Genomic DNA, 17,469 nt, shown 5'->3' with positions numbered 1-17,469 from the left:
TACCTAATTTGGGTTAAAGTACCGCGGAACGAAGCTTATGCCGCACAAGCATCCGGAGGACCGGATCTACACGGTCATATCCGGGGTCTTCTATATCGGCCTTGGAGAAGCCTTCGATGACGACAAGCTCAAGGCCTATCCACCTGGGAGCGTCATTGTCCTCCCGGGCGAGACCTGGCATTTCCACTGGGCGAAATCAGGTGAGTACGTCACGCAGGTCTCGGCGCTCGGTCCGCTCGGCCTCGAGTATCACGACTCGCGAGATGATCCGCGCGGCAGTGCGGGGGCCGCAATCGGAAGCGAGAGGAGCAATGGTCGTCTCTGCGACCACAGCAACTCCGCTTCGGGTGAATTCGCCTATCACATCGATAAGCAGTTCCGTCATACTGCAGTCATCGATCCGCGACGACTGTTCGTCAGCAGGGAACGGATTGAATGAGCGGGTTGTCGCATGACCGCAACGGGTCACAAGCTGCGGTCCGACCGCTCTGCTCGTCCGGTCCGGTTTCTCTCCGAGAGCAGGCTTCGCGGCGGTCATGGGCAGTTCGGCTGAGGGCCAATTGACCTGACATTCGATGCAAAAGCGCGTCGGTCCGCTCACGGCGGCGGAAAGGCTCCTGCTATTGGCCCGACGACGTCGCGGCCAGCTGCCGGTCGATGGGATCGAACGAAAATGAAACGAGATGCTACGGGTATATCCGCTTCGGAGCGACCATCCTGGCCGATGAGTATCAATCCGGCGCCGCCATTTGCCACATTCAGAATGATCGGCTCGCCGCTCCATGTCTTGATCGGGTCCATTCCGATGATGAGAAATTCGCCGACAGGCTGGTCGAAATATTGAAGACGCAATTGCGGGCCGACTTCGGCCGCAGCGAGTTCGAGGCCGAACTGCTGGGCGCGTGCGTAAACGTTAGCCAAAGTCACGGTATCGGACGTGAATCCAAGCTGCGCAGGCGATAGATCGAGAAGCTCCACATATGTCTTCCGAGAGCTAACGGTGAACGTCGGCCTAGCAAGGATTTCAGCGGCTTGACCACCGACATTGCAGCCCTTGCTATCGAGTTCGTTGCGCAAGGCAAGAGAGTCGGCGAAGGTACCTATTGTGATCGTTTTCCATGTCGCAACGTCGCGCGCGGACTTAATAGGCTGTTGCGACGCCGGAGCCGAGCGCGTCTTGAGCTTCAGCTTGTTTTGCAACACGTCGCGCGCCGCGCATTGAGCGGACGCGGCGCTCGCAAAGGAAATGACGCAGGCCGCCGAGAGTATGGAAGCCAAAAGGTAGAGGAAAGGTCGGCTTGCTTGGTTATGACCTGCCGCGCGCCGGGCTCGGCTTGTGAAAATACACATGGCAAATGACTTTTCTGAAAACGTTTGGACCGAAAAAGCCCAATTCCGGCAGCGGACGCTGCGCCGACGCGATGCCCTTCTCTTATCCGGCTTCTTCCAACCGTACTCCGTTTAACTAAGAGAGCATGTGAACCAGCTCACAGCCTCCTTCGACGCGTGCTTACGCGCTTACATCATCGGCGCCGAAGTTGTGATCAACGGCGGCTACCTGCCGCAATAGCCCGCTGCCACGGCGGTACGCGCGCTCAGCATTGCACGGCATCAGCCAGCGAAACGGGACAGGTTGGGCGCGTGGAGCTTCTGGGCAACAGCGCGCGTCCGCCGTGATGCAGCTCGATTGAAAAAAGAGTAGGGAGCACGCTTGGCAACGTCTAAACTATCACAAGAGCCATCGCCTTGATCAGGCTCTGGCGTTCTCGTCTCCTACCGCCCCGCCTCAATCACGCTTTAGTCACCTCACCACCTGAGGAGCAGAAATTGAACCATCCCGCGCCGCCTCGCTCCTCTGGTTGCCTGCTGGCCCTGATCATCCTCGCACCGGTCGCGGCGCCGGTGCCGGCGCACGCACATGTCAAATGGTTTGCGCCCTATATTGTCGGAGCGCCACCACAGTCGATCGGGGCCACGTTGACCAATGTATGGTTCTGGACCGGCATTGCGCTCGTGCTGGCATTCTTCCTCGCGTCACGAGCCATCGAGAAGTCGAGCGCCGGCGAGACGATCCTGCTGGCCATGGATCGCATCACCGACCCTCTCTGGATGCGCCTCGACGACTTCGTGCGCGTCGTCATCGCCGCCTTCTTCGTGGCGATCTTCGCCGTCGGCGGCGTCTACCTGACGCCAGATCTCAAAACGCCGGCCGAATGGGTGTCCTGGACCCAGCTCCTGATCGCCGGGTTGATCTTTTCTCGCAAGACCCAGCCACTTGCGGCTCTCGGGATCATCGCCTTGTGGCTACTCGCGCTGCGCGACTATGATGTCTTCCATTTGCTGGACTACCTGGCGCTTGGAGTCGGTGTCGCCGCCTATCTGGTATTGGAGGCTTCATCCAATCCGGAATGGCGCAACCATCGCTTCGAGGCGCTGCGCTGGGGCGTCGCCATCGCGCTGATGTGGTCGAGCCTCGAAAAGTTTGCCTATCCCGACTGGTTCTACCCGCTCGTGCAGGAAAAGCCCTTCTTGACCTTCGGCATGCCGCGCGACGTATTTATTCCGATGGCAGGCGTCGCCGAATTCACGATGGGATTCGGCTTGATCTGGACGCCGCTTGTCCGCCGGCTGTCGGCCATCGCTCTTTTCATCATCTTCAACGCAGCCGTCTATCCGTTCGGGCGAACCGACCTGATCGGACACGCGCTCATCATGGCGGTCGTCGTTGCCATTGCTGCCGATCATAGTCGTGAGGTGCATTTCCTGCCCGCACTCAAGCGAAGGCTTGCCGGCGTCCCGGCCGGACTTGCGGCGGCGCTAGTCATTTTCACAACGGGTTACTGGGGACTGCACATTGCGATTTATGGCCTCGAAGGAGACATCGGAACGCTGGCTGGAGAGCGGCTGACCCATACGCCGAACCCCGAACATCCGCATGGCATGCACGGCGCTGCGGCGATAGGGTTGACGGCTCCGGATGCCTACCGCGCCGCCATGGACCGCATGCACGGTCCGATGATGCGAGGCATCACCAACGCTGATCCCGATGCAGCCTTCGTGCTCGGCATGATCCCTCACCATCAAGGCGCAGTCGACATGGCCGAGATCGTCCTCAAGTTCGGCAAGGATTCTCGAAACCAGCACTTTGCTCGCGAGATCATCGACACCCAAAGGCGGGAGATCGGCGAGATGCGGACATGGCTCAGTCAGAAGAACATTCCGCAACCGTGAGGAAGGGCGATGAGCGCGACAGGCTCCGTCGTCCTGATTGGTCCCGCTTGAGCGCAACAGATGCTCGGCAGGAACAAACATCACGTCAGTAAGCAGCCAGCTCTTCTATCGATCCAAGCTCTTACGAAAGCACTGAGCAGTCCACAAACGGTGCGGCCAACCCAGCAGTTCGCTCTCCATCACGACAGGCCGGGGGTTACCCCAAGCCGACCGAGGCCAGGTAGCTTGAGCGCCGGGCGTCGGATGTCGATGCCGAGAACGGCGCCGAAGAAATTGATCTCCAGACCTTCGACCCAGCCGAGCGAGAAGCCGATGTATCCGGCAAGCGAGGCGTAGATGCCCGTGCCGGACGCCGTTACGCCGAACCATTTGCCGGTGTACGGGAAGTCCTTGCCGATCGCGGTCGGTGGCAGGACGGCCCGGAGCTCAGGGACGGAATCGAGTGCGGCCTGCACGAAGGTGTTCGAATTGGGCCCAGGCCAGACGCTGTAATCTCCATAGGATCGAAACCTGTAGTTTTCGACCACATGCCTGATCTTCGGGATCAGCGCCTCCGCACGCTCGCCATCGACGGCCACGACGATTTCAGGCACAGCGCCGAACCATCGCCCGTCCGGAGCGAAGCCGTTGGTGCGGATCGGCTCGCCCCAGGCCGTGTAGTCGTACCTTGTGTAGGTCGGCGCATCTTTCTCTTTGACGACGATCCAGGTGTGAATCGCGAAGATGCCGCGCCATCTCACCGTTCTTGCTCCGAACACCCGGATGACGGCCTCACGGTGGTCGGTCGCGGAGGTCAATAGACCCGCGCTGGAGCGGTCGGCCGTTTGCCAGTTCTGGCGGCCATCATCCAGCCAAAAATATCTCGCCGCCGATGCGGCAAGCGGTGCGAAGAGGAGGAACAGAAAGATGAGCAACGGCTTTTTCAAGGGAGCGGTAACGGCGGGGATCTTCGACAAGCATATAGTTCGCATCGATGTCGACGCCATAGCCGCTGCCCCCGGTCGCCGAATGAGCCTGTCACCTCGGTCGGGCGGGCACGAGATCGATCGAGTTGTTCCGCAACGGATGGAGCACACGCATGGACATGAAGGAAGCCGCGGCAATGACGGAAGCCTCCGGGCTGACGGACGATCAGGGCGGCATGGAGCGGACTTCAGGCCCGCGGCCGGGTTCCGGAGAGCAAGGAGGAGCTTTTGCTCCGCAGGCCCGCACGCCGTCGCCAGAGCCGGCGAAGCGATGGGCCGACCAGTTGCGCGAGGTGACGGTGAGGGCGCCGTTACGGTCCTTGCTCGTCGCTTTCCTGGCCGGAGCATGGATCGCTCGCCGCCGCTAGGAACTGTGACAAGAAGCAAGCGGTTTCAGGCGCTGGCATAGGAAAGGGTGGACGATGAGACTTCTGGTTTTGGCCGCGACTGTCCTTCTGGGCACCATCTCGTTTTCCATGGCGCAAAGCTCAGGAGGCGGTTCGGGAGGTGCTTCCTCCGCTGGAGGGGCGGGCGCAACCGGTTCGGGCGGCGCTGGTGGCTCGACGCTCTCGAACGGGACGACGCTGAGCGGAACCGGCGGTTCGCCCGGGCCCAACACGCTCAATGCAAAAGGGCAGGGAACGACGGGCCAGAGACTCGGCGTGACCCCGTCCGGTCAGGAGGGCGGCGGATCTCGACCGTCTTACAACACGCCAGCCGCAAACGCCGCCGTCCAGCAGCTTGGAAACACCAACACGGGCATCCTTAAGAAGTAGCGGTGATCAAGGCGGCGTGCCCACTCGCTGTGGCGGCGGCGCTTTGACGTTCGCCCTGCAGTGGACCAGGAGCAGGCACCTGCAGGTCCAGATCGTTGAGCGACCGCAAGGGCTGCTCACCTGCATTGCAACTCGAGCCTTTTGAATCGGCCTGTGCAATTTCGGGCCTAATTGAGAAGGTGTTGGCTTCGCAGGAAGCCAATCGCGCTTGCGACGCCGTCTTCGACGCGGATCGCTTCGCCAAGGCGGTTCGCTCGCTGCTGAATCAACGGATTTCCGGTGGCCTCTGCGATCGCGGCGGCCAGCCAATCGGCTGAAAGGTTCCTCACTCCTCTTGATCTTGGTCCGACGCCCAGATCATCGATGCGCCTTCCCCAGAACGGCTGGTCGCCAAAGAAGGGACAAATGATATTCGGCTTGCCAGCTCGAAGCGCAGCCCCCGTAGTGCCGGCCCCGCCGTGATGGACGCAGGCCGACATCAGCGGGAACAACTGCGCATGCGGTGCGCCTTGGATGAAATGGACGTGACTGGCTCCGAGATCGCCTCGAAGAGCACCGCCGCCGACCGCTAGAACGCCGCGTTTCCCAGCCTTGGCCAATGCCTCCAGTACGAGTTTCGTCAGGGACGTCGGGTCGACACCTGGCATGCTGCCAAAGCCCACATAAACAGGCCGCTCATCGCCCTCTACGAAGCGCTGGAGTTGCGGGTCAGGCTGCCAAACGTCGTCGCCTCCCAGGAACCAGTACCCAGTCACCGCGACAGTATTCGGCCAGTCCGGCGGAACGGGCACGACATGCGGACTATAGGCGTAGAGCGTCGCGCGAGGCCGCAGCTTCTTCTCCGGCGTGTTTGCGAGGTGGAGCTCGGTGGCCCGCCATTCCCCGATCATCCCGCGAAAGAGGGCGTAGGCGCTGTGAGCCATCGCGCTGTGCGTGAGTCTGTTGAGGGGGCCAAGCGAGCGGAACGGCACGAGCGGGCTCGCGAACGCTGCTGTCGGTGTGAAGCCAGGCAGGGGAGAAGCCAGAACGGCAGGGCAGGATAACTTTTCTGCGATATGCGCCGCGGCGATGGCCTTCGGGTGATAGATGATCAGTTCTGGACGAAATCGTCGGGCGGCTTGCCATTCGGCGCTGAGCTGTTGGCGGCCGATCGGCCTGAACTGCTTCAGCATCCTGAAGCCAGCCATAAACCCCGCACCGCCCGCCATTGCCGCCTTGGCTTCCGGGGTTTCCAGGAGGGCGAGATATTCACTCGGAAGATGCGCGAAAGCGATGCCGCGGCTCACGACGAACGATTCGAACTGCGAGGGCGCGGCGATCAGCACTTCGTGCCCGGCCTGCTTCAGACCGAGCGCCAAGGCGAGATAGGGTTGCACGTCGCCGCGGGTGCCTAGTGTATGGATTGCGACTCGCATGCTTCTGACCATTGAGAAATGGATTGGGACGACAACCGCTGCTCAGACAAGCCGCTTCTGATGAAGCTTTGATCTCCCGGAAGGATCAAACTTGCTGGCGGCTCGATAGTTGTTTGTCCCTCCCCAGTTCACTGACCACACCCCACCCATGTGTCGCAATCGGGCGCGAGTTTCTGCTCACTGGTCAGACGCTCCGGTTTCGGGAGATCGAGAGATCGGCCGATAGTGTGACGGCCCGCCAGGCTTTATGTTTGAGCCTCATCGTTCAGCGACGCCAATGAGTGCGGTCGAGTTTATCGGCAGCACCGGACGACCATCGGCCCTGGCCCGCACCTCGGCAATCACCGCAGCCTTTTCGATGTCGTCCAGGCTGGTCCAGTCGGGCGACATGCCAAAGAGCGTGTCAGGCGCGTCGAGCGCCGCGACGTCGAGCAGATAATCATGAGTCACCGTGTCGATCCGGGGATTGCGATAGCCGGCACTGACGAGGGCGCGGGCGAAATCGTCCGGATCGCTCAGGGCCTGAACGGCTTCAGGCATTGCCATGCCCGGCCGATCAGGGAACAGCTTTTGCCGCACTTCGCCCAACAGGAGGAAGGTCGCCGCGCCCCGATCCTGCCAGGTCGCGACCACGCCATGCCCGCCGGAGCGCGTCACCCGTCGCATCTCTGCCAAACCCTTGCGCCAATCGGGGAACATGATGACACCGAAGATCGAAAAGACGGCATCGAAATGCGCGTCGGGCAGGTCGAGCGCCTGTCCGTCCATGACCCGCGCCTCCACATTGGGCAGACCAGCAGCTGCGATGCATCCGACCATGCCGGGCGAGAAGTCGGTCGCCAGGACTCGTGCGCCGGTGCGAGCGGCGGCCAGCGCGAGCGCGCCGGTGCCGGCTGCCACGTCGAGAACATGACTCTGAGGCGTCAGGGTTACGCGCGCCAGCGCAGCCTCCGCAAACAGCGCGGTGAAAGGGTGCGCGGTCTCTCGATAATGCCTGGCTGCGCTGTCCCAGTGGTCCGGATCCTCGAACTGTCGCACTTCCGATCGCTCCCGTGTCATGTAACTTTATATGTAGCATGACTGCGTGCCCTTGCCAATGATGGGATGCATGCGAAAGATCAGCCGATGCGAAACGACAGCCGCCTTTCCCGAATGCTGCATGTGCTGCTCCACATGGCGCGACATGACGGCCCCATGACCTCGGAGGCGATCGGCACGATGCTGGGGACCAATCCGGTCGTCGTTCGCCGCACATTGGCGGGGCTGCGCGATGCGGGCTATGTCCGGTCGGACAAAGGGCATGGCGGTGGGTGGGTCATCGCGTGCGACCTCGAGCGCGTGTCACTTCTCGATGTCTATCGTGCGGTTGGTGGTCCCCGGCTATTTGCGATCGGGAACGAGCATTCCAATCCAGACTGTGCGATCGAGCAACTCGTCAACGCAGCGGTGGACGATGTCCTTCGCGATGCCGAAGCATTGCTGGTCGAACGGTTGGGCGCGGTGAGCCTCGCAGACTTGAGCAAAGGTCTCGACGCGCGCTGCGCAGGCGATCCCAGGTGGCAGCTCGAACGGGTTGGCCGCTAAAGCTCTCTTCTTGTCGTAATTCCGGCTGCTCCGGCCAATGCCGAGAAGTGAAGCGTCTTCTTGCCATGGGGCATTCAGCGAGGCGCGCCGTTCGTCCGCAGGGATCGCACGAAATCGATCACGGCCAGCACCACGACGCAGACAACGATGATGATGAGCGGAATGGCCTTGATCCAGACCAGCAGGATTCCAAGAAATGCGATCATGAGCGCGAGGCCGATGAGTCCGGTGATCAGATTGGTCATCGCACTTTCCTTTTCTCCGCGCCCGGAGCCGAGTTCGATCCGGCGCTCGGGGCGTTGCGCCGACCGCTACCACGCGTGCGCCCGATGGACTTGATCAGCCAGTGCGCCGTGCGCAAGAGGCGGGCGTCGTTGCCGCGGCGGCCGACGAGCTGGACCCCCAGCGGAAGGCCCGTTTCGGAACGCATCAAGGGCAAGCTGATCGCGGGCACGCCGAGATAGGTCCAGAGCGAGCAGAAAGCCGGGTTGCCGGTCGTTTCGATTCCGGGCGCCGCGCCCGGCGCGGCGGGCGTCAGGATGGCGTCGTATTCATCGAAAACGTGGTCCAGGGCCTGGTTGAGCGGCGCAATCCCAGCCAGAGCGTTGCAATAATCCGCCGCAAGATGCGCGCGGCCGCGCTCGATCGCCTGGCGTAGCCGCGTGCTCAGCCTGTCGCCGCCGCGCTGGTCATCGCGCCGCAGATTGTGCGCCATATCAACTTCCATGATGATGCGGTGCATATCGACGGCCCCGTCGAAGCTCGGCCCAAGCTCGACCTCGCTGCACGCTTCGCCCAAAGCGGGGACGAGCTCGGCAAAGGCTTCACGCGTCTCCGGCTCGGCCTGATCCCAGACCGGAGAGCGCACGAAGGCAAATCGCGGCGGCAACGGCGGCTCGCTCGCCGCGACCGCAGAGAATGGCGGGCGCGCAACAGGCCGGGTGTCCGGATCCTCCGGGTCGAAGTCGACCATGACCTCCGCCAGCAGGGCCGCGTCCTCGACGCTGCGCCCGAACACGCCGACATGATCGAGCGTGCGCGACAATTGGAGCGCGCCGCTGCGTGGAATGAGGCCGTGCGTGGGCTTGAAGCCGACCACGCCGCAGAAGGCGGCAGGGCGGATCACCGAGCCGTTGGTCTGCGAGCCGATGGCACCCGGCACCATCAGCGCCGCGACGGCCGCGGCGGAGCCCGAGGACGATCCGCCGGGGGTGTGATTTGGGTTGTGCGGATTTCGGGTCTTGCCCGGATTGTAGTACGCGTACTCGGTGGTCACCGTCTTGCCGAGGATCACCGCTCCAGCCGCCCGCAGACGCGCCACGGCCGCCGCATCGCGCCGCGGCGTGCGTCCGGCCCACAGCTCCGATCCGAATTCCGTCGGCATGTCGCCGGTGTCGAAGATATCCTTGATGCCCACGGGCACGCCATGCAGCGGGCCTGTGGCCTTGCCGTGCTTGCGATGATCGTCGGCCGCCTCGGCCTGCCGCATCGCGTGGTCGCGATCGAGAAACGCCCACGCCTGGATATCGCGATCGACCTCATCGATGCGCCTGAGGCAGTCGCCGACGAGCTCCACCGAGCTGAGCCGGCCCTCGCGGATGCCGGCCGCAGCCTCCGCGAGGCCGAGCGCGTTGAGACTCATGCGCAGCCTCTCGTCGGTTTGCCGTGTCCGCTCATCGCGCCCCATAGAGATAGCTCGGCAGCCACAATGCGATCCCCGGGAAGATGTAGACCAGTGCCATGGTGAGGAAGACCAGGCCGACGAACGGTAGCGCGCCGGAGAAGATGTCGGTCAGCTTCACCTCAGGCGGCGCAACGCCCTTCAGATAGAAGGCGGCCATCGCGACTGGCGGCGTGTTGAAGGCCGTCTGCGTGTTCAGTGCGACCAGGATGCCGAAGAAGATCGGATCGATGCCGTACTGCGGAAGCAGCGGCAGGAAGATCGGCACGAAGATGATGATGATCTCGGTCCATTCCAGCGGCCAGCCGAGCAGAAAGATGATGAGCTGGGTCAGCAGCAGGAACTGGATCGGCGAAAGGTTCATCGAGGTGAAGAACTGCTCCACCACCGACTGCCCGCCAAGGACGGCAAACACCGCCGAAAACGTCCAGGACCCGATGAAGAGGTAGCAGACCATCGCCGTCGCGCGCACGGTCAGGTACACGGATTCGCGTATCATCTCGTAGTTGAGCGAACGATAGGCGGCCGCCAGCACGATGCTCATGAGGGCTCCCACCGCGGCCGCTTCCGAGGGCGTCGCCAGCCCAAACAGGATCGCGCCGAGCACCGAAACGATCAGCAACGCGAGCGGCAGGAACGACGTGGCAAGCGCCCAGATGACCTTCGAGGTCGGCACGTCGGTATGCTCGCGCGGCAGCTTCGGCGCGAGCGCGGGATTGATGATCGCGCGCGTCATCGCATAGAGGACGTACAAGCCGGCCAGCATGAACCCCGGAAAGAACGCCGCCGCGTAAAGCTTGACCGCCGAGACGCCGGCAGTCGCCGCATAGACGATCAGGAGAATGCTCGGCGGAATCAGGATGCCCAGGCAGCCACCGGCGCAGACGACGCCCGCCGACAGCTTGGCGTCGTAGCCCGCTCGCAGCATCGCCGGTAATGCCAGCAGCCCCATCAGCGTGACGACGGCACCGACGATGCCGGTGGCGGTCGCGAACATGGCGCAGGTGATCAGCGTGGCCACGGCAAGTGCGCCCGGCACGTTCTTCATCGACAGCTGCAGCGAGTAGAACAGGCGATCGAGGATGTTCGCGCGCTCGATCAAATAACCCATGAACAGGAATAGCGGAACTGCCACCAGCACGTCGCTGGATGTGACCTCGAACGTCTTCTGCACCAGAAGCGTGAAGATGCGGTTCTGGAAGAAGTCCTGACCGGGGGTGTAGTAGGCATAGTAGCCGAACGAGACGCCCATCGCCATCAGCGTGAAGGCGATCGGGAAGCCGAGCATGATGATGAAGATGAAGAGGCCCAGCATCAGCATGCCGAGTTGAGGATCGGTCATGCGCCTGGTCCCTTCTCGCTCTGCGGCTCAGCCGCGTGCTGCTGATGTTCGCGGATGACGAGGCTCTCGGTCTCCTCCACGTCGTGCAGACGTTGCGGCCATCGGCCGGTGCGGATGCACAGCACACAGCGGATGATCTCGGCGACCCCTTGCAGGAACAGAAGGAAGCCGGTGAGCGGGATCAGCGCCTTCAGCGGAAACACCGGAACGCCGGCCGGACTGAAGATGCTGACTTCGCGGAAGCGCACCGACATCTGGGCGTAGTTCCAGCCCGAATACATCAGCGCCGCGATCGCCGGCAGAAAGAAGAGGATATACAGGACGAGGTCCATCGTCGCCTGGGTGCGCGGCGACCAGAGGCGGTAGACCACGTCGGCGCGGACATGGCCGTTTCGCGAGAGCGTGTACGCGCCGGCCATCAGGAACATCGCGCCATAGGTGATGTAGCTGATGTCGAAAGCCCAGGTGGTCGGCGCACGCAGCACGTAGCGCACGAACACCTCGTAGCTGACTCCCAGGGTGAGAACGAGGATCAGCCAGGCGAACGCCTTGCCCACCCACGTGCTGAGCTCATCGATGAAGAACAGGAATTTCGTCATGCGAGCTGAACTCGCTGCGAGCAGTCCATCCGGATGTCCCCCTCCAACTCGTGGGCGGCGCTTCAATTGCGCCGCCCTCGCGATAAGACCTGACGCGATCCCCCGCGACAGCCGTCAGACCTTGAGCACGCCCGGGAAGTGATGCTCGAAGGCGCCGCGGTAGTCCGTCGCGTTGTTCATGTTGTAGTAAACCACGCGGCGCACCCATTCCTTCTGCGAATCCATCACCTTCTTCATGAACGGATCCGAGCCGAGCTGGGCGATCAGACCGTCCCACGCCTTGATCTGCGCGTCGAACACAGACTTCGGTGTGCGCTGGACGTTGACCTTGTCCTTGTTGATCAGCTCCTGCAGGTCCTTCGAATAATAATCCATTGCCTTCCATTCGTTGGCGGAGGACACGGCTTCGGCGGCGTATTGCAGGATCGCCTGCTGTTCCTTCGGCAGCGCGTTGAATTTCGTCCGGTTGAACATGATCTCGAAATATTCCGTCGCCTGATGATGGCTGCCCATCATGTAGTTCTTGGCGACATCCTGCGCGCCGAAGCGCCGGTCCGAGGTCGGATTGTTGAACTCGAACCCGTCGATCACGCCGCGCTCCATCGCGGGTACGATCTCGCCGCCGGGCAGCTGCGCGACCGATGCGCCCATCGCCTGGAAGAGATCGGCGGCCAGACCCACCGTGCGATATTTCAAGCCCTTGAGATCGGCGTCGCTGGTGATCGGCTTCTTGAACCAGCCGAGCGGCTGGGTCGGCATCGGCATGGCGAAGAAGCTCTTGATGTTGACGTTCATGATCTTGGTCTGGAGTTCCTCGAACAGCTCCTTGCCGCCGCCGTTGTGGATCCAGCCAAGGCCTTCGTTGGCGTTGAAGCCGAACACCGGGCCGGTGCCGAACAGCGAGGCGGCCTTGTGCTTGCCGTACCAGTACACCGTCACCGTGTGTGCCGCGTCGATCTGGCCGCCATGAACGCCGTCGAAGACCTGGAACGGATGCACGACCGAGCCGCCGACCAGATAGTCAATGCGCAGCCGGCCTCCGGCCATATCGTTGACGCGCTTCACATAATCTTCGGCCATCTCGTTGAAGACATCGGCCTTGCCCCACGAGCCCTGCATCTTCAGGGTCGCTGTCTGCGCCCGGCTGACTTGCGGCATGGCGATGGTGGCAGCGCCGGCCGCGCCGGCGGTCAGCAGGAATTTGCGACGAGTTGTTCTGGTCTTTTCGGACTTTGCAGTCATGGACGTCCTCCCTGGCGGCCTGATTGTTCGAACGCGTTTCGACGCGCTTGTCGTTGTGAACCGCTGGAGGTATGCCGCATTCCAGCGACTTTGATCACAGTTTGGACGCATTGCCGGCATCCGACAAGCCCCGGTGTCGCATTATTGGTCTTAGACGTTCGACTCCAGGCAGTTCGATATTCACGCGCATGTCGCGGCGCAGCAAAGATGCAGCCGGACCTCAGCCAGTGGTGCCCGCCCGATGCGATTCTGGAAAATTTCGCGGCTCCTCAGGGCTCGCGTGCCGTCATAGGATCGGATCTTCCGGGCTTCATTTCCAATCCCGTTCGTTGTGAACTCGACCTTGGCGGCGGAAGCAGATCTGGACATCCAGCCCGGCCGTTGCCGCGAACAAAAGCACAGAGGGGGATCATCATGCCTGCGTTGTCACGCCGCGATTTCCTGGCACTCTCTTCGGCGGCCGCCGCCGTCGGCCTCGCCGCGCCCGCCCGCGGGGCGATGGGGCCGAACGACAAGTACGATCTGGTGATCCGGGGCGGCGAGGTGCTCGACCCCAGCCAATCGCTGCGCGCCAGGCGCGATATCGGCATCCGCTGGGGCACGATCGAGGCGATCCAGGAGGCGATCCCGGCGGAGCGCGCGCTGAAGAGCATCGACGCCGCGGGCAAGCTGGTGATGCCCGGCCTCATTGATCTGCATTGTCACGTCTATCCCTACGGCTCGGCCATCGGCATTCCCGCCGACGAGCTGGTCCAGTTCCAGGGCACGACGACCGTCGTGTCGGCGGGCGACGCCGGCGTCAACAATCTGGCGGCGCTGCGCCGCTTCATCGTGGCCCAGACGCGGGCGCGGATGTACGCCTTCGTTCACATCGCCAACAACGGCCTGTCGGCGTTCCCGGTCGCCGAGCTCCACAACATCGATACAGCGCAGACCGAAGCCTGCGCCATGGCACTGGCCGAGAATCCGGACTTCCTGCTCGGGGTCAAAGTGCGCATGTCGGAAAACGTCATCTTCAAGCATGGGCTCGAGCCGCTCAAGCGCGGCATCCAGGCGTGCGAGATGTGCGGCTGGCCGGCGAAGATGATGGTGCATATCGGCGGCGTCGAATCCAAGGAGCTGATGTCGCAAATCCTCGACCTGATGCGCCCGGGCGACGTGCTGACGCATGCCTATTCGGGCGCCCCGAACATGTCGAGCGTGTTCACGAATATCGTTCAGGACGGCAAGCTGCTGCCTGCGGCTCTCGCGGCCAAGCAGCGCGGCGTCATGTTTGACGTCGGGCATGGCGGCGGCAGCTTCGATTTCACCGTGGCGGAAGTGGCGATCCCCGGCGGATGCGCTCCTGATACCATCTCTTCGGACATCCACGTCTTCTCCGGCAATTCGCCGGGGATTCCCTTCCTGCCCAACGTCATGAGCAAGTTCATGACGCTCGGTTTCACGCTGGAGCAGGTGGTCGCAATGGCAACGACCGCGCCGGCGAAGATCATCAGCCGCGCGCCGAAGATCGGCACGCTGCAGGTCGGTGCGCCCGCCGACGTCGCGATCATGGAGCTGGTGGAGGGACCGGTCAGCTTCGTCGACACGCGCAACAACAGGAGGGAAGGGAAGGCCCACCTCAAGCCGATCCAGACCGTCATCAACGGCGTGCCGTTCGGGCGGCCGTATCAGGCGCCGTTCTCAGTAAGATAGAGAGGCGGCGCCGGTCTCAGGTCTCTTCGAGGTTCGGCGAAAAGTTCTTACAGACCGGGCGTTGATCTCCAGGCCTTCGACCCAGCCGATGGAAAAGCCGACATATCCGGCAAGCGAAGCATAGATGCCCGTGCCGGACGCAGTTAGCCCGACCCATTTGCCCGTAGGCCCCGAACCGAGCGGTCACGAGCGAATGGGCTCGATCCCGGCCTGTCCCGGGCTTCCCCTCGCGCCCCGCATGGCCTATGACGCTGCAACGCAAAAATCCCCCAAAAGACACGCATGATCCGCCTCGACAACGTCAGCAAGCAAGCCGGCCACCAGATCCTGTTCATCGAAGCCTCCGCGGCCCTCAACAAGGGGGAGAAGATCGGCCTTGTCGGGCCGAACGGCGCCGGCAAGAGCACGCTGTTCCGGATGATCGCCGGCGAGGAACTGCCCGACGAGGGTCAGGTCTCGATCGATCGCGGCATCACCATCGGCTATTTCAACCAGGACGTCGGCGAGATGTCTGGCCGCAGCGCGGTGGCCGAGGTGATGGACGGCGCCGGCCCCGTCAGCGAGGTCGCGGCTGAATTGCGCGAGCTCGAGGCCGCCATGGCCGACCCCGACAAGGCCGACCAAATGGACGAGATCATCGCCCGCTATGGCGAGGTGCAGCACCGGTTCGAGGAGCTCGACGGCTATGCGCTCGACGGCCGCGCGCGCGAGGCGCTCTCCGGCCTCGGCTTCAGCCAGGAGATGATGGACGGGGATGTCGGCAAGCTGTCCGGCGGCTGGAAGATGCGTGTGGCGCTGGCGCGCATTCTCCTGATGCGCCCCGACGTCATGCTGCTCGACGAGCCGAGCAACCATCTCGATTTGGAAAGCCTGATCTGGCTGGAAAAATTCCTGCACGATTACGAAGGCACGCTTCTGATGACCTCGCACGACCGCGAGTTCATCAACCGCGTGATCTCCAAGGTGATCGAGATCGATTCCGGCTCGCTCACCACCTACACCGGCGATTACGAATTCTACGAGCAGCAGCGGGCGCAGAACGAGAAGCAGCAGCAGGCGCAGTTCGAGCGCCAGCAGGCCATGCTCGCCAAGGAGATCAAGTTCATCGAGCGCTTCAAGGCGCGCGCCTCGCATGCGGCCCAGGTGCAGAGCCGAGTCAAGAAGCTCGACAAGATCGAGCGGGTCGAGCCGCCGCGGCGCCGCCAGAGCGTGGCGTTCGACTTCCTGCCGGCGCCGCGCTCGGGCGAGGACGTCGTCGCGCTCAAGAACGTGCACAAGGGCTATGGCTCAAAGCGCATCTATGACGGGCTGGACTTCATGATCCGCCGTAAGGAGCGCTGGTGCGTGATGGGCGTCAACGGCGCCGGCAAGTCGACGCTGCTCAAGCTGGTTGCCGGTGCGAGCGAGCCGGACGAGGGCACCGTGGCGCTGGGCGGCAGCGTCAAGATGGGCTATTTCGCCCAGCACGCGATGGATCTGCTCGACGGCGAGCGCACCGTGTTCCAGTCGCTGGAGGACGCGTTTCCGACGGCGGGGCAGGGCTCCTTGCGCGCGCTCGCCGGCTGCTTCGGCTTCTCCGGCGACGACGTCGAGAAGCGCTGCCGCGTGCTCTCGGGCGGCGAGAAGGCGCGCCTCGTCATGGCCAAGATGCTGTTCGACCCGCCGAACTTCCTGGTGCTGGACGAGCCCACCAACCATCTCGACCTCGCCACCAAGGAAATGCTGATCAACGCGCTGTCGGATTTCGAGGGCACCATGCTGTTCGTCTCGCACGACCGGCATTTCTTGGCGACGCTGTCGAACCGCGTGCTGGAGCTGACGCCGGAGGGCATCCACCAATATGGCGGCGGCTACACCGAATATGTCGCGCGCACCGGGCAGGAGGCGCCGGGGTTGCGGAGCTAGTCATGGCTTTTGCCCGTCAGTCTGGCGACGGTCTCGATTTCGTTGGTCCAAATGCCGCCGGAATAGCTTTGCGGAAGGCGGGCGAGCAATTCCGCCGTGTCGACGCCCGTAGAAAACCCGCCGCCGCTGTAGGGGCCGAGCACGAACGCGGCGCTGTTGACGCCATTCATGCGTGCGAGGAAGCGATCGGGCCAGCCCCATAGCCAGGGGGCGACGTTGATTGGCACCAGCACCATCGCGTTGCGGCAAGCCTGCGGGACGAGGCCTGTCCAGCCGTAGCCGATATAGCGGACCAGGCAGCTTCGGATGGCTGCGCGCGAGATCGTGCGGACATCCGGGACGAGGCGACGGATCACGTCGATGGGCTCGTCGCCGCCATAGACCATGATGGTGCTGCGCCTCCCGGCCGGCAACGCGGTCAGCACGCCGGCAAGTTTCTCGCCTTCGTCCGGGTCCCGGCTCTTCACGTTGATGAGCAACTGCTTGTCGGAGAAGGCAGCGAACACCTCCGACAATGTCGGCATCATGCCGACGCCCTTGCCGCGGAACGGGAAGGTCTTGCCGCCGTCGGCGGTGTAGCCGTAGCCGATATCGAGCGTCTTCAGCTTTGCCATGCTCTGCGCGCGGGTGACGCCGAGGCCGTCGGTCCGGCAGTCGAGCGTCCAGTCATGGAAGACGGCGAACTCGCCGTCATTGGTCGGGTGCACGTCGAGCTCGACGATGTCGGCACCGGCCGCGAAGCTCGCGCGCATCGAGCGCAGCGTGTTTTCGAGATAGTCGTGCACCGGCGGCAGCATCCGCGCGGCGGTGCAGGTATCGTTCTTCAGGTCGCGTTCATCGAACCGCTGCGCCATGCCGCGATGGGCGAGCAGCACCGGCTTGCCGTCCCGATGTGGCGCCAGAAGGCTTGTATTGTTGACGTAAATTGCAGCTGCGACGGCGATCATGATCGCCGCGGTCACTTTCAGTTTCCTGCCCACCAGACATTCCTCATTCCATGATCATCATCCTCAGTGTTTGAGGTCGATTTGCGG

The 17,469-nt window shown here is 63.0% G+C and carries 16 protein-coding genes and 1 pseudogene; 6 read left to right on the top strand and 11 right to left on the bottom strand.

Annotated features, from left to right (window positions below):
• Window positions 1-37: 37 nt before the first annotated feature.
• Window positions 38-439: a cupin domain-containing protein gene (locus I6F20_RS07530; protein ID WP_225125635.1), complete on the top strand. Its 402-nt coding sequence runs from the start codon at window positions 38-40 to the stop codon at window positions 437-439.
• 158 nt (window positions 440-597) lie between these two features.
• Here the strand turns inward: I6F20_RS07530 and I6F20_RS07525 are convergent, their stop codons facing one another.
• On the bottom strand, window positions 598-1,350 hold the full coding sequence (locus I6F20_RS07525; RefSeq protein ID WP_225125633.1) for a hypothetical protein: 753 nt from the start codon (window positions 1,348-1,350) through the stop codon (window positions 598-600).
• A 477-nt stretch (window positions 1,351-1,827) separates the two neighbouring features.
• On the opposite strand from I6F20_RS07525, the gene copM reads away from it, so the two are divergent.
• Window positions 1,828-3,231 (top strand): CopM family metallochaperone, encoded by a 1,404-nt coding sequence (gene copM / locus I6F20_RS07520; RefSeq protein ID WP_225125632.1) that lies wholly within the window; start codon window positions 1,828-1,830, stop codon window positions 3,229-3,231.
• A gap of 179 nt (window positions 3,232-3,410) precedes the next feature.
• Here the strand turns inward: copM and I6F20_RS07515 are convergent, their stop codons facing one another.
• Window positions 3,411-4,145, bottom strand: coding sequence for a DUF3750 domain-containing protein (locus I6F20_RS07515; protein WP_225126006.1), 735 nt, complete (start codon window positions 4,143-4,145; stop codon window positions 3,411-3,413).
• Between the two features lie 164 nt (window positions 4,146-4,309).
• On the opposite strand from I6F20_RS07515, the gene I6F20_RS07510 reads away from it, so the two are divergent.
• The gene (locus I6F20_RS07510) at window positions 4,310-4,564 is read left to right on the top strand and encodes a hypothetical protein (protein ID WP_036022803.1); all 255 of its coding nucleotides are present in this window, start codon (window positions 4,310-4,312) and stop codon (window positions 4,562-4,564) included.
• A gap of 575 nt (window positions 4,565-5,139) precedes the next feature.
• Here I6F20_RS07510 and I6F20_RS07505 read toward each other — a convergent pair.
• Both I6F20_RS07505 and I6F20_RS07500 read right to left on the bottom strand, forming a co-directional pair.
• Window positions 5,140-6,387, bottom strand: coding sequence for a glycosyltransferase (locus I6F20_RS07505; RefSeq protein WP_036022807.1), 1,248 nt, complete (start codon window positions 6,385-6,387; stop codon window positions 5,140-5,142).
• A 258-nt stretch (window positions 6,388-6,645) separates the two neighbouring features.
• Window positions 6,646-7,425 (bottom strand): class I SAM-dependent methyltransferase, encoded by a 780-nt coding sequence (locus I6F20_RS07500; RefSeq protein WP_225125631.1) that lies wholly within the window; start codon window positions 7,423-7,425, stop codon window positions 6,646-6,648.
• 87 nt (window positions 7,426-7,512) lie between these two features.
• Here I6F20_RS07500 and I6F20_RS07495 point away from each other — a divergent pair, with 87 nt between their 5' ends.
• Window positions 7,513-7,971 (top strand): Rrf2 family transcriptional regulator, encoded by a 459-nt coding sequence (locus I6F20_RS07495; protein WP_036000430.1) that lies wholly within the window; start codon window positions 7,513-7,515, stop codon window positions 7,969-7,971.
• Window positions 7,972-8,045: 74 nt separating this feature from the next.
• On the opposite strand, the gene I6F20_RS07490 is transcribed toward I6F20_RS07495, so the two are convergent.
• The 5 genes from I6F20_RS07490 to I6F20_RS07470 all read right to left on the bottom strand — a co-directional run bounded on the left by I6F20_RS07490 (window position 8,046) and on the right by I6F20_RS07470 (window position 12,835).
• On the bottom strand, window positions 8,046-8,216 hold the full coding sequence (locus I6F20_RS07490) for a hypothetical protein (RefSeq protein ID WP_157284651.1): 171 nt from the start codon (window positions 8,214-8,216) through the stop codon (window positions 8,046-8,048).
• Window positions 8,213-9,613, bottom strand: a complete 1,401-nt coding sequence (locus I6F20_RS07485; protein ID WP_036000428.1) for an amidase — start codon at window positions 9,611-9,613, stop codon at window positions 8,213-8,215. Before I6F20_RS07485 ends, I6F20_RS07490 begins: the two co-directional genes overlap by 4 nt.
• A gap of 31 nt (window positions 9,614-9,644) precedes the next feature.
• Window positions 9,645-10,994: a TRAP transporter large permease gene (locus tag I6F20_RS07480; protein WP_225125630.1), complete on the bottom strand. Its 1,350-nt coding sequence runs from the start codon at window positions 10,992-10,994 to the stop codon at window positions 9,645-9,647.
• Window positions 10,991-11,593: a TRAP transporter small permease subunit gene (locus I6F20_RS07475; protein ID WP_025035930.1), complete on the bottom strand. Its 603-nt coding sequence runs from the start codon at window positions 11,591-11,593 to the stop codon at window positions 10,991-10,993. Before I6F20_RS07475 ends, I6F20_RS07480 begins: the two co-directional genes overlap by 4 nt.
• Before the next feature lie 114 nt (window positions 11,594-11,707).
• Window positions 11,708-12,835, bottom strand: a complete 1,128-nt coding sequence (locus I6F20_RS07470) for a TRAP transporter substrate-binding protein (protein WP_036000349.1) — start codon at window positions 12,833-12,835, stop codon at window positions 11,708-11,710.
• A 414-nt stretch (window positions 12,836-13,249) separates the two neighbouring features.
• On the opposite strand from I6F20_RS07470, the gene I6F20_RS07465 reads away from it, so the two are divergent.
• The gene (locus I6F20_RS07465; protein WP_225125629.1) at window positions 13,250-14,530 is read left to right on the top strand and encodes an amidohydrolase family protein; all 1,281 of its coding nucleotides are present in this window, start codon (window positions 13,250-13,252) and stop codon (window positions 14,528-14,530) included.
• Window positions 14,531-14,590: 60 nt separating this feature from the next.
• Here I6F20_RS07465 and I6F20_RS07460 read toward each other — a convergent pair.
• Window positions 14,591-14,695 (bottom strand): annotated as a pseudogene (locus I6F20_RS07460) (DUF3750 domain-containing protein); the annotation flags it as partial.
• A 117-nt stretch (window positions 14,696-14,812) separates the two neighbouring features.
• Between I6F20_RS07460 and I6F20_RS07455 the strand changes: the two are divergent.
• Entirely contained in the window at window positions 14,813-16,435 is a 1,623-nt protein-coding gene (locus I6F20_RS07455; RefSeq protein ID WP_109143956.1) for an ABC-F family ATP-binding cassette domain-containing protein, read from the top strand.
• Here I6F20_RS07455 and I6F20_RS07450 read toward each other — a convergent pair.
• Complete coding sequence (locus I6F20_RS07450) at window positions 16,432-17,415, bottom strand: glycerophosphodiester phosphodiesterase family protein (RefSeq protein ID WP_370141197.1); 984 nt, start codon at window positions 17,413-17,415, stop codon at window positions 16,432-16,434. The two genes, I6F20_RS07455 and I6F20_RS07450, sit on opposite strands and share 4 nt — an antisense overlap.
• Window positions 17,416-17,469: the final 54 nt, after the last annotated feature.

Source organism: Bradyrhizobium sp. IC3123, from assembly GCF_020193625.1.
GTDB lineage: Bacteria > Pseudomonadota > Alphaproteobacteria > Rhizobiales > Xanthobacteraceae > Bradyrhizobium > Bradyrhizobium yuanmingense.
The sequence above is the reverse complement of the archived record's forward strand: the minus strand, read 5'-3'. Positions and strand labels throughout refer to the sequence as shown.

Coding starts and splice junctions, on each gene's coding strand:
- I6F20_RS07455 (WP_109143956.1), top strand. CDS start 14,813: ATGATCCGCCTCGACAACGTCAGCAAGCAAGCCGGCCACCAGATCCTG.
- I6F20_RS07480 (WP_225125630.1), bottom strand. CDS start 10,994: ATGACCGATCCTCAACTCGGCATGCTGATGCTGGGCCTCTTCATCTTC.
- I6F20_RS07510 (WP_036022803.1), top strand. CDS start 4,310: ATGGACATGAAGGAAGCCGCGGCAATGACGGAAGCCTCCGGGCTGACG.
- I6F20_RS07525 (WP_225125633.1), bottom strand. CDS start 1,350: ATGTGTATTTTCACAAGCCGAGCCCGGCGCGCGGCAGGTCATAACCAA.
- I6F20_RS07495 (WP_036000430.1), top strand. CDS start 7,513: ATGCGAAACGACAGCCGCCTTTCCCGAATGCTGCATGTGCTGCTCCAC.
- I6F20_RS07530 (WP_225125635.1), top strand. CDS start 38: ATGCCGCACAAGCATCCGGAGGACCGGATCTACACGGTCATATCCGGG.
- I6F20_RS07465 (WP_225125629.1), top strand. CDS start 13,250: ATGCCTGCGTTGTCACGCCGCGATTTCCTGGCACTCTCTTCGGCGGCC.
- I6F20_RS07490 (WP_157284651.1), bottom strand. CDS start 8,216: ATGACCAATCTGATCACCGGACTCATCGGCCTCGCGCTCATGATCGCA.
- I6F20_RS07505 (WP_036022807.1), bottom strand. CDS start 6,387: ATGCGAGTCGCAATCCATACACTAGGCACCCGCGGCGACGTGCAACCC.
- I6F20_RS07470 (WP_036000349.1), bottom strand. CDS start 12,835: ATGACTGCAAAGTCCGAAAAGACCAGAACAACTCGTCGCAAATTCCTG.
- I6F20_RS07485 (WP_036000428.1), bottom strand. CDS start 9,613: ATGAGTCTCAACGCGCTCGGCCTCGCGGAGGCTGCGGCCGGCATCCGC.
- I6F20_RS07475 (WP_025035930.1), bottom strand. CDS start 11,593: ATGACGAAATTCCTGTTCTTCATCGATGAGCTCAGCACGTGGGTGGGC.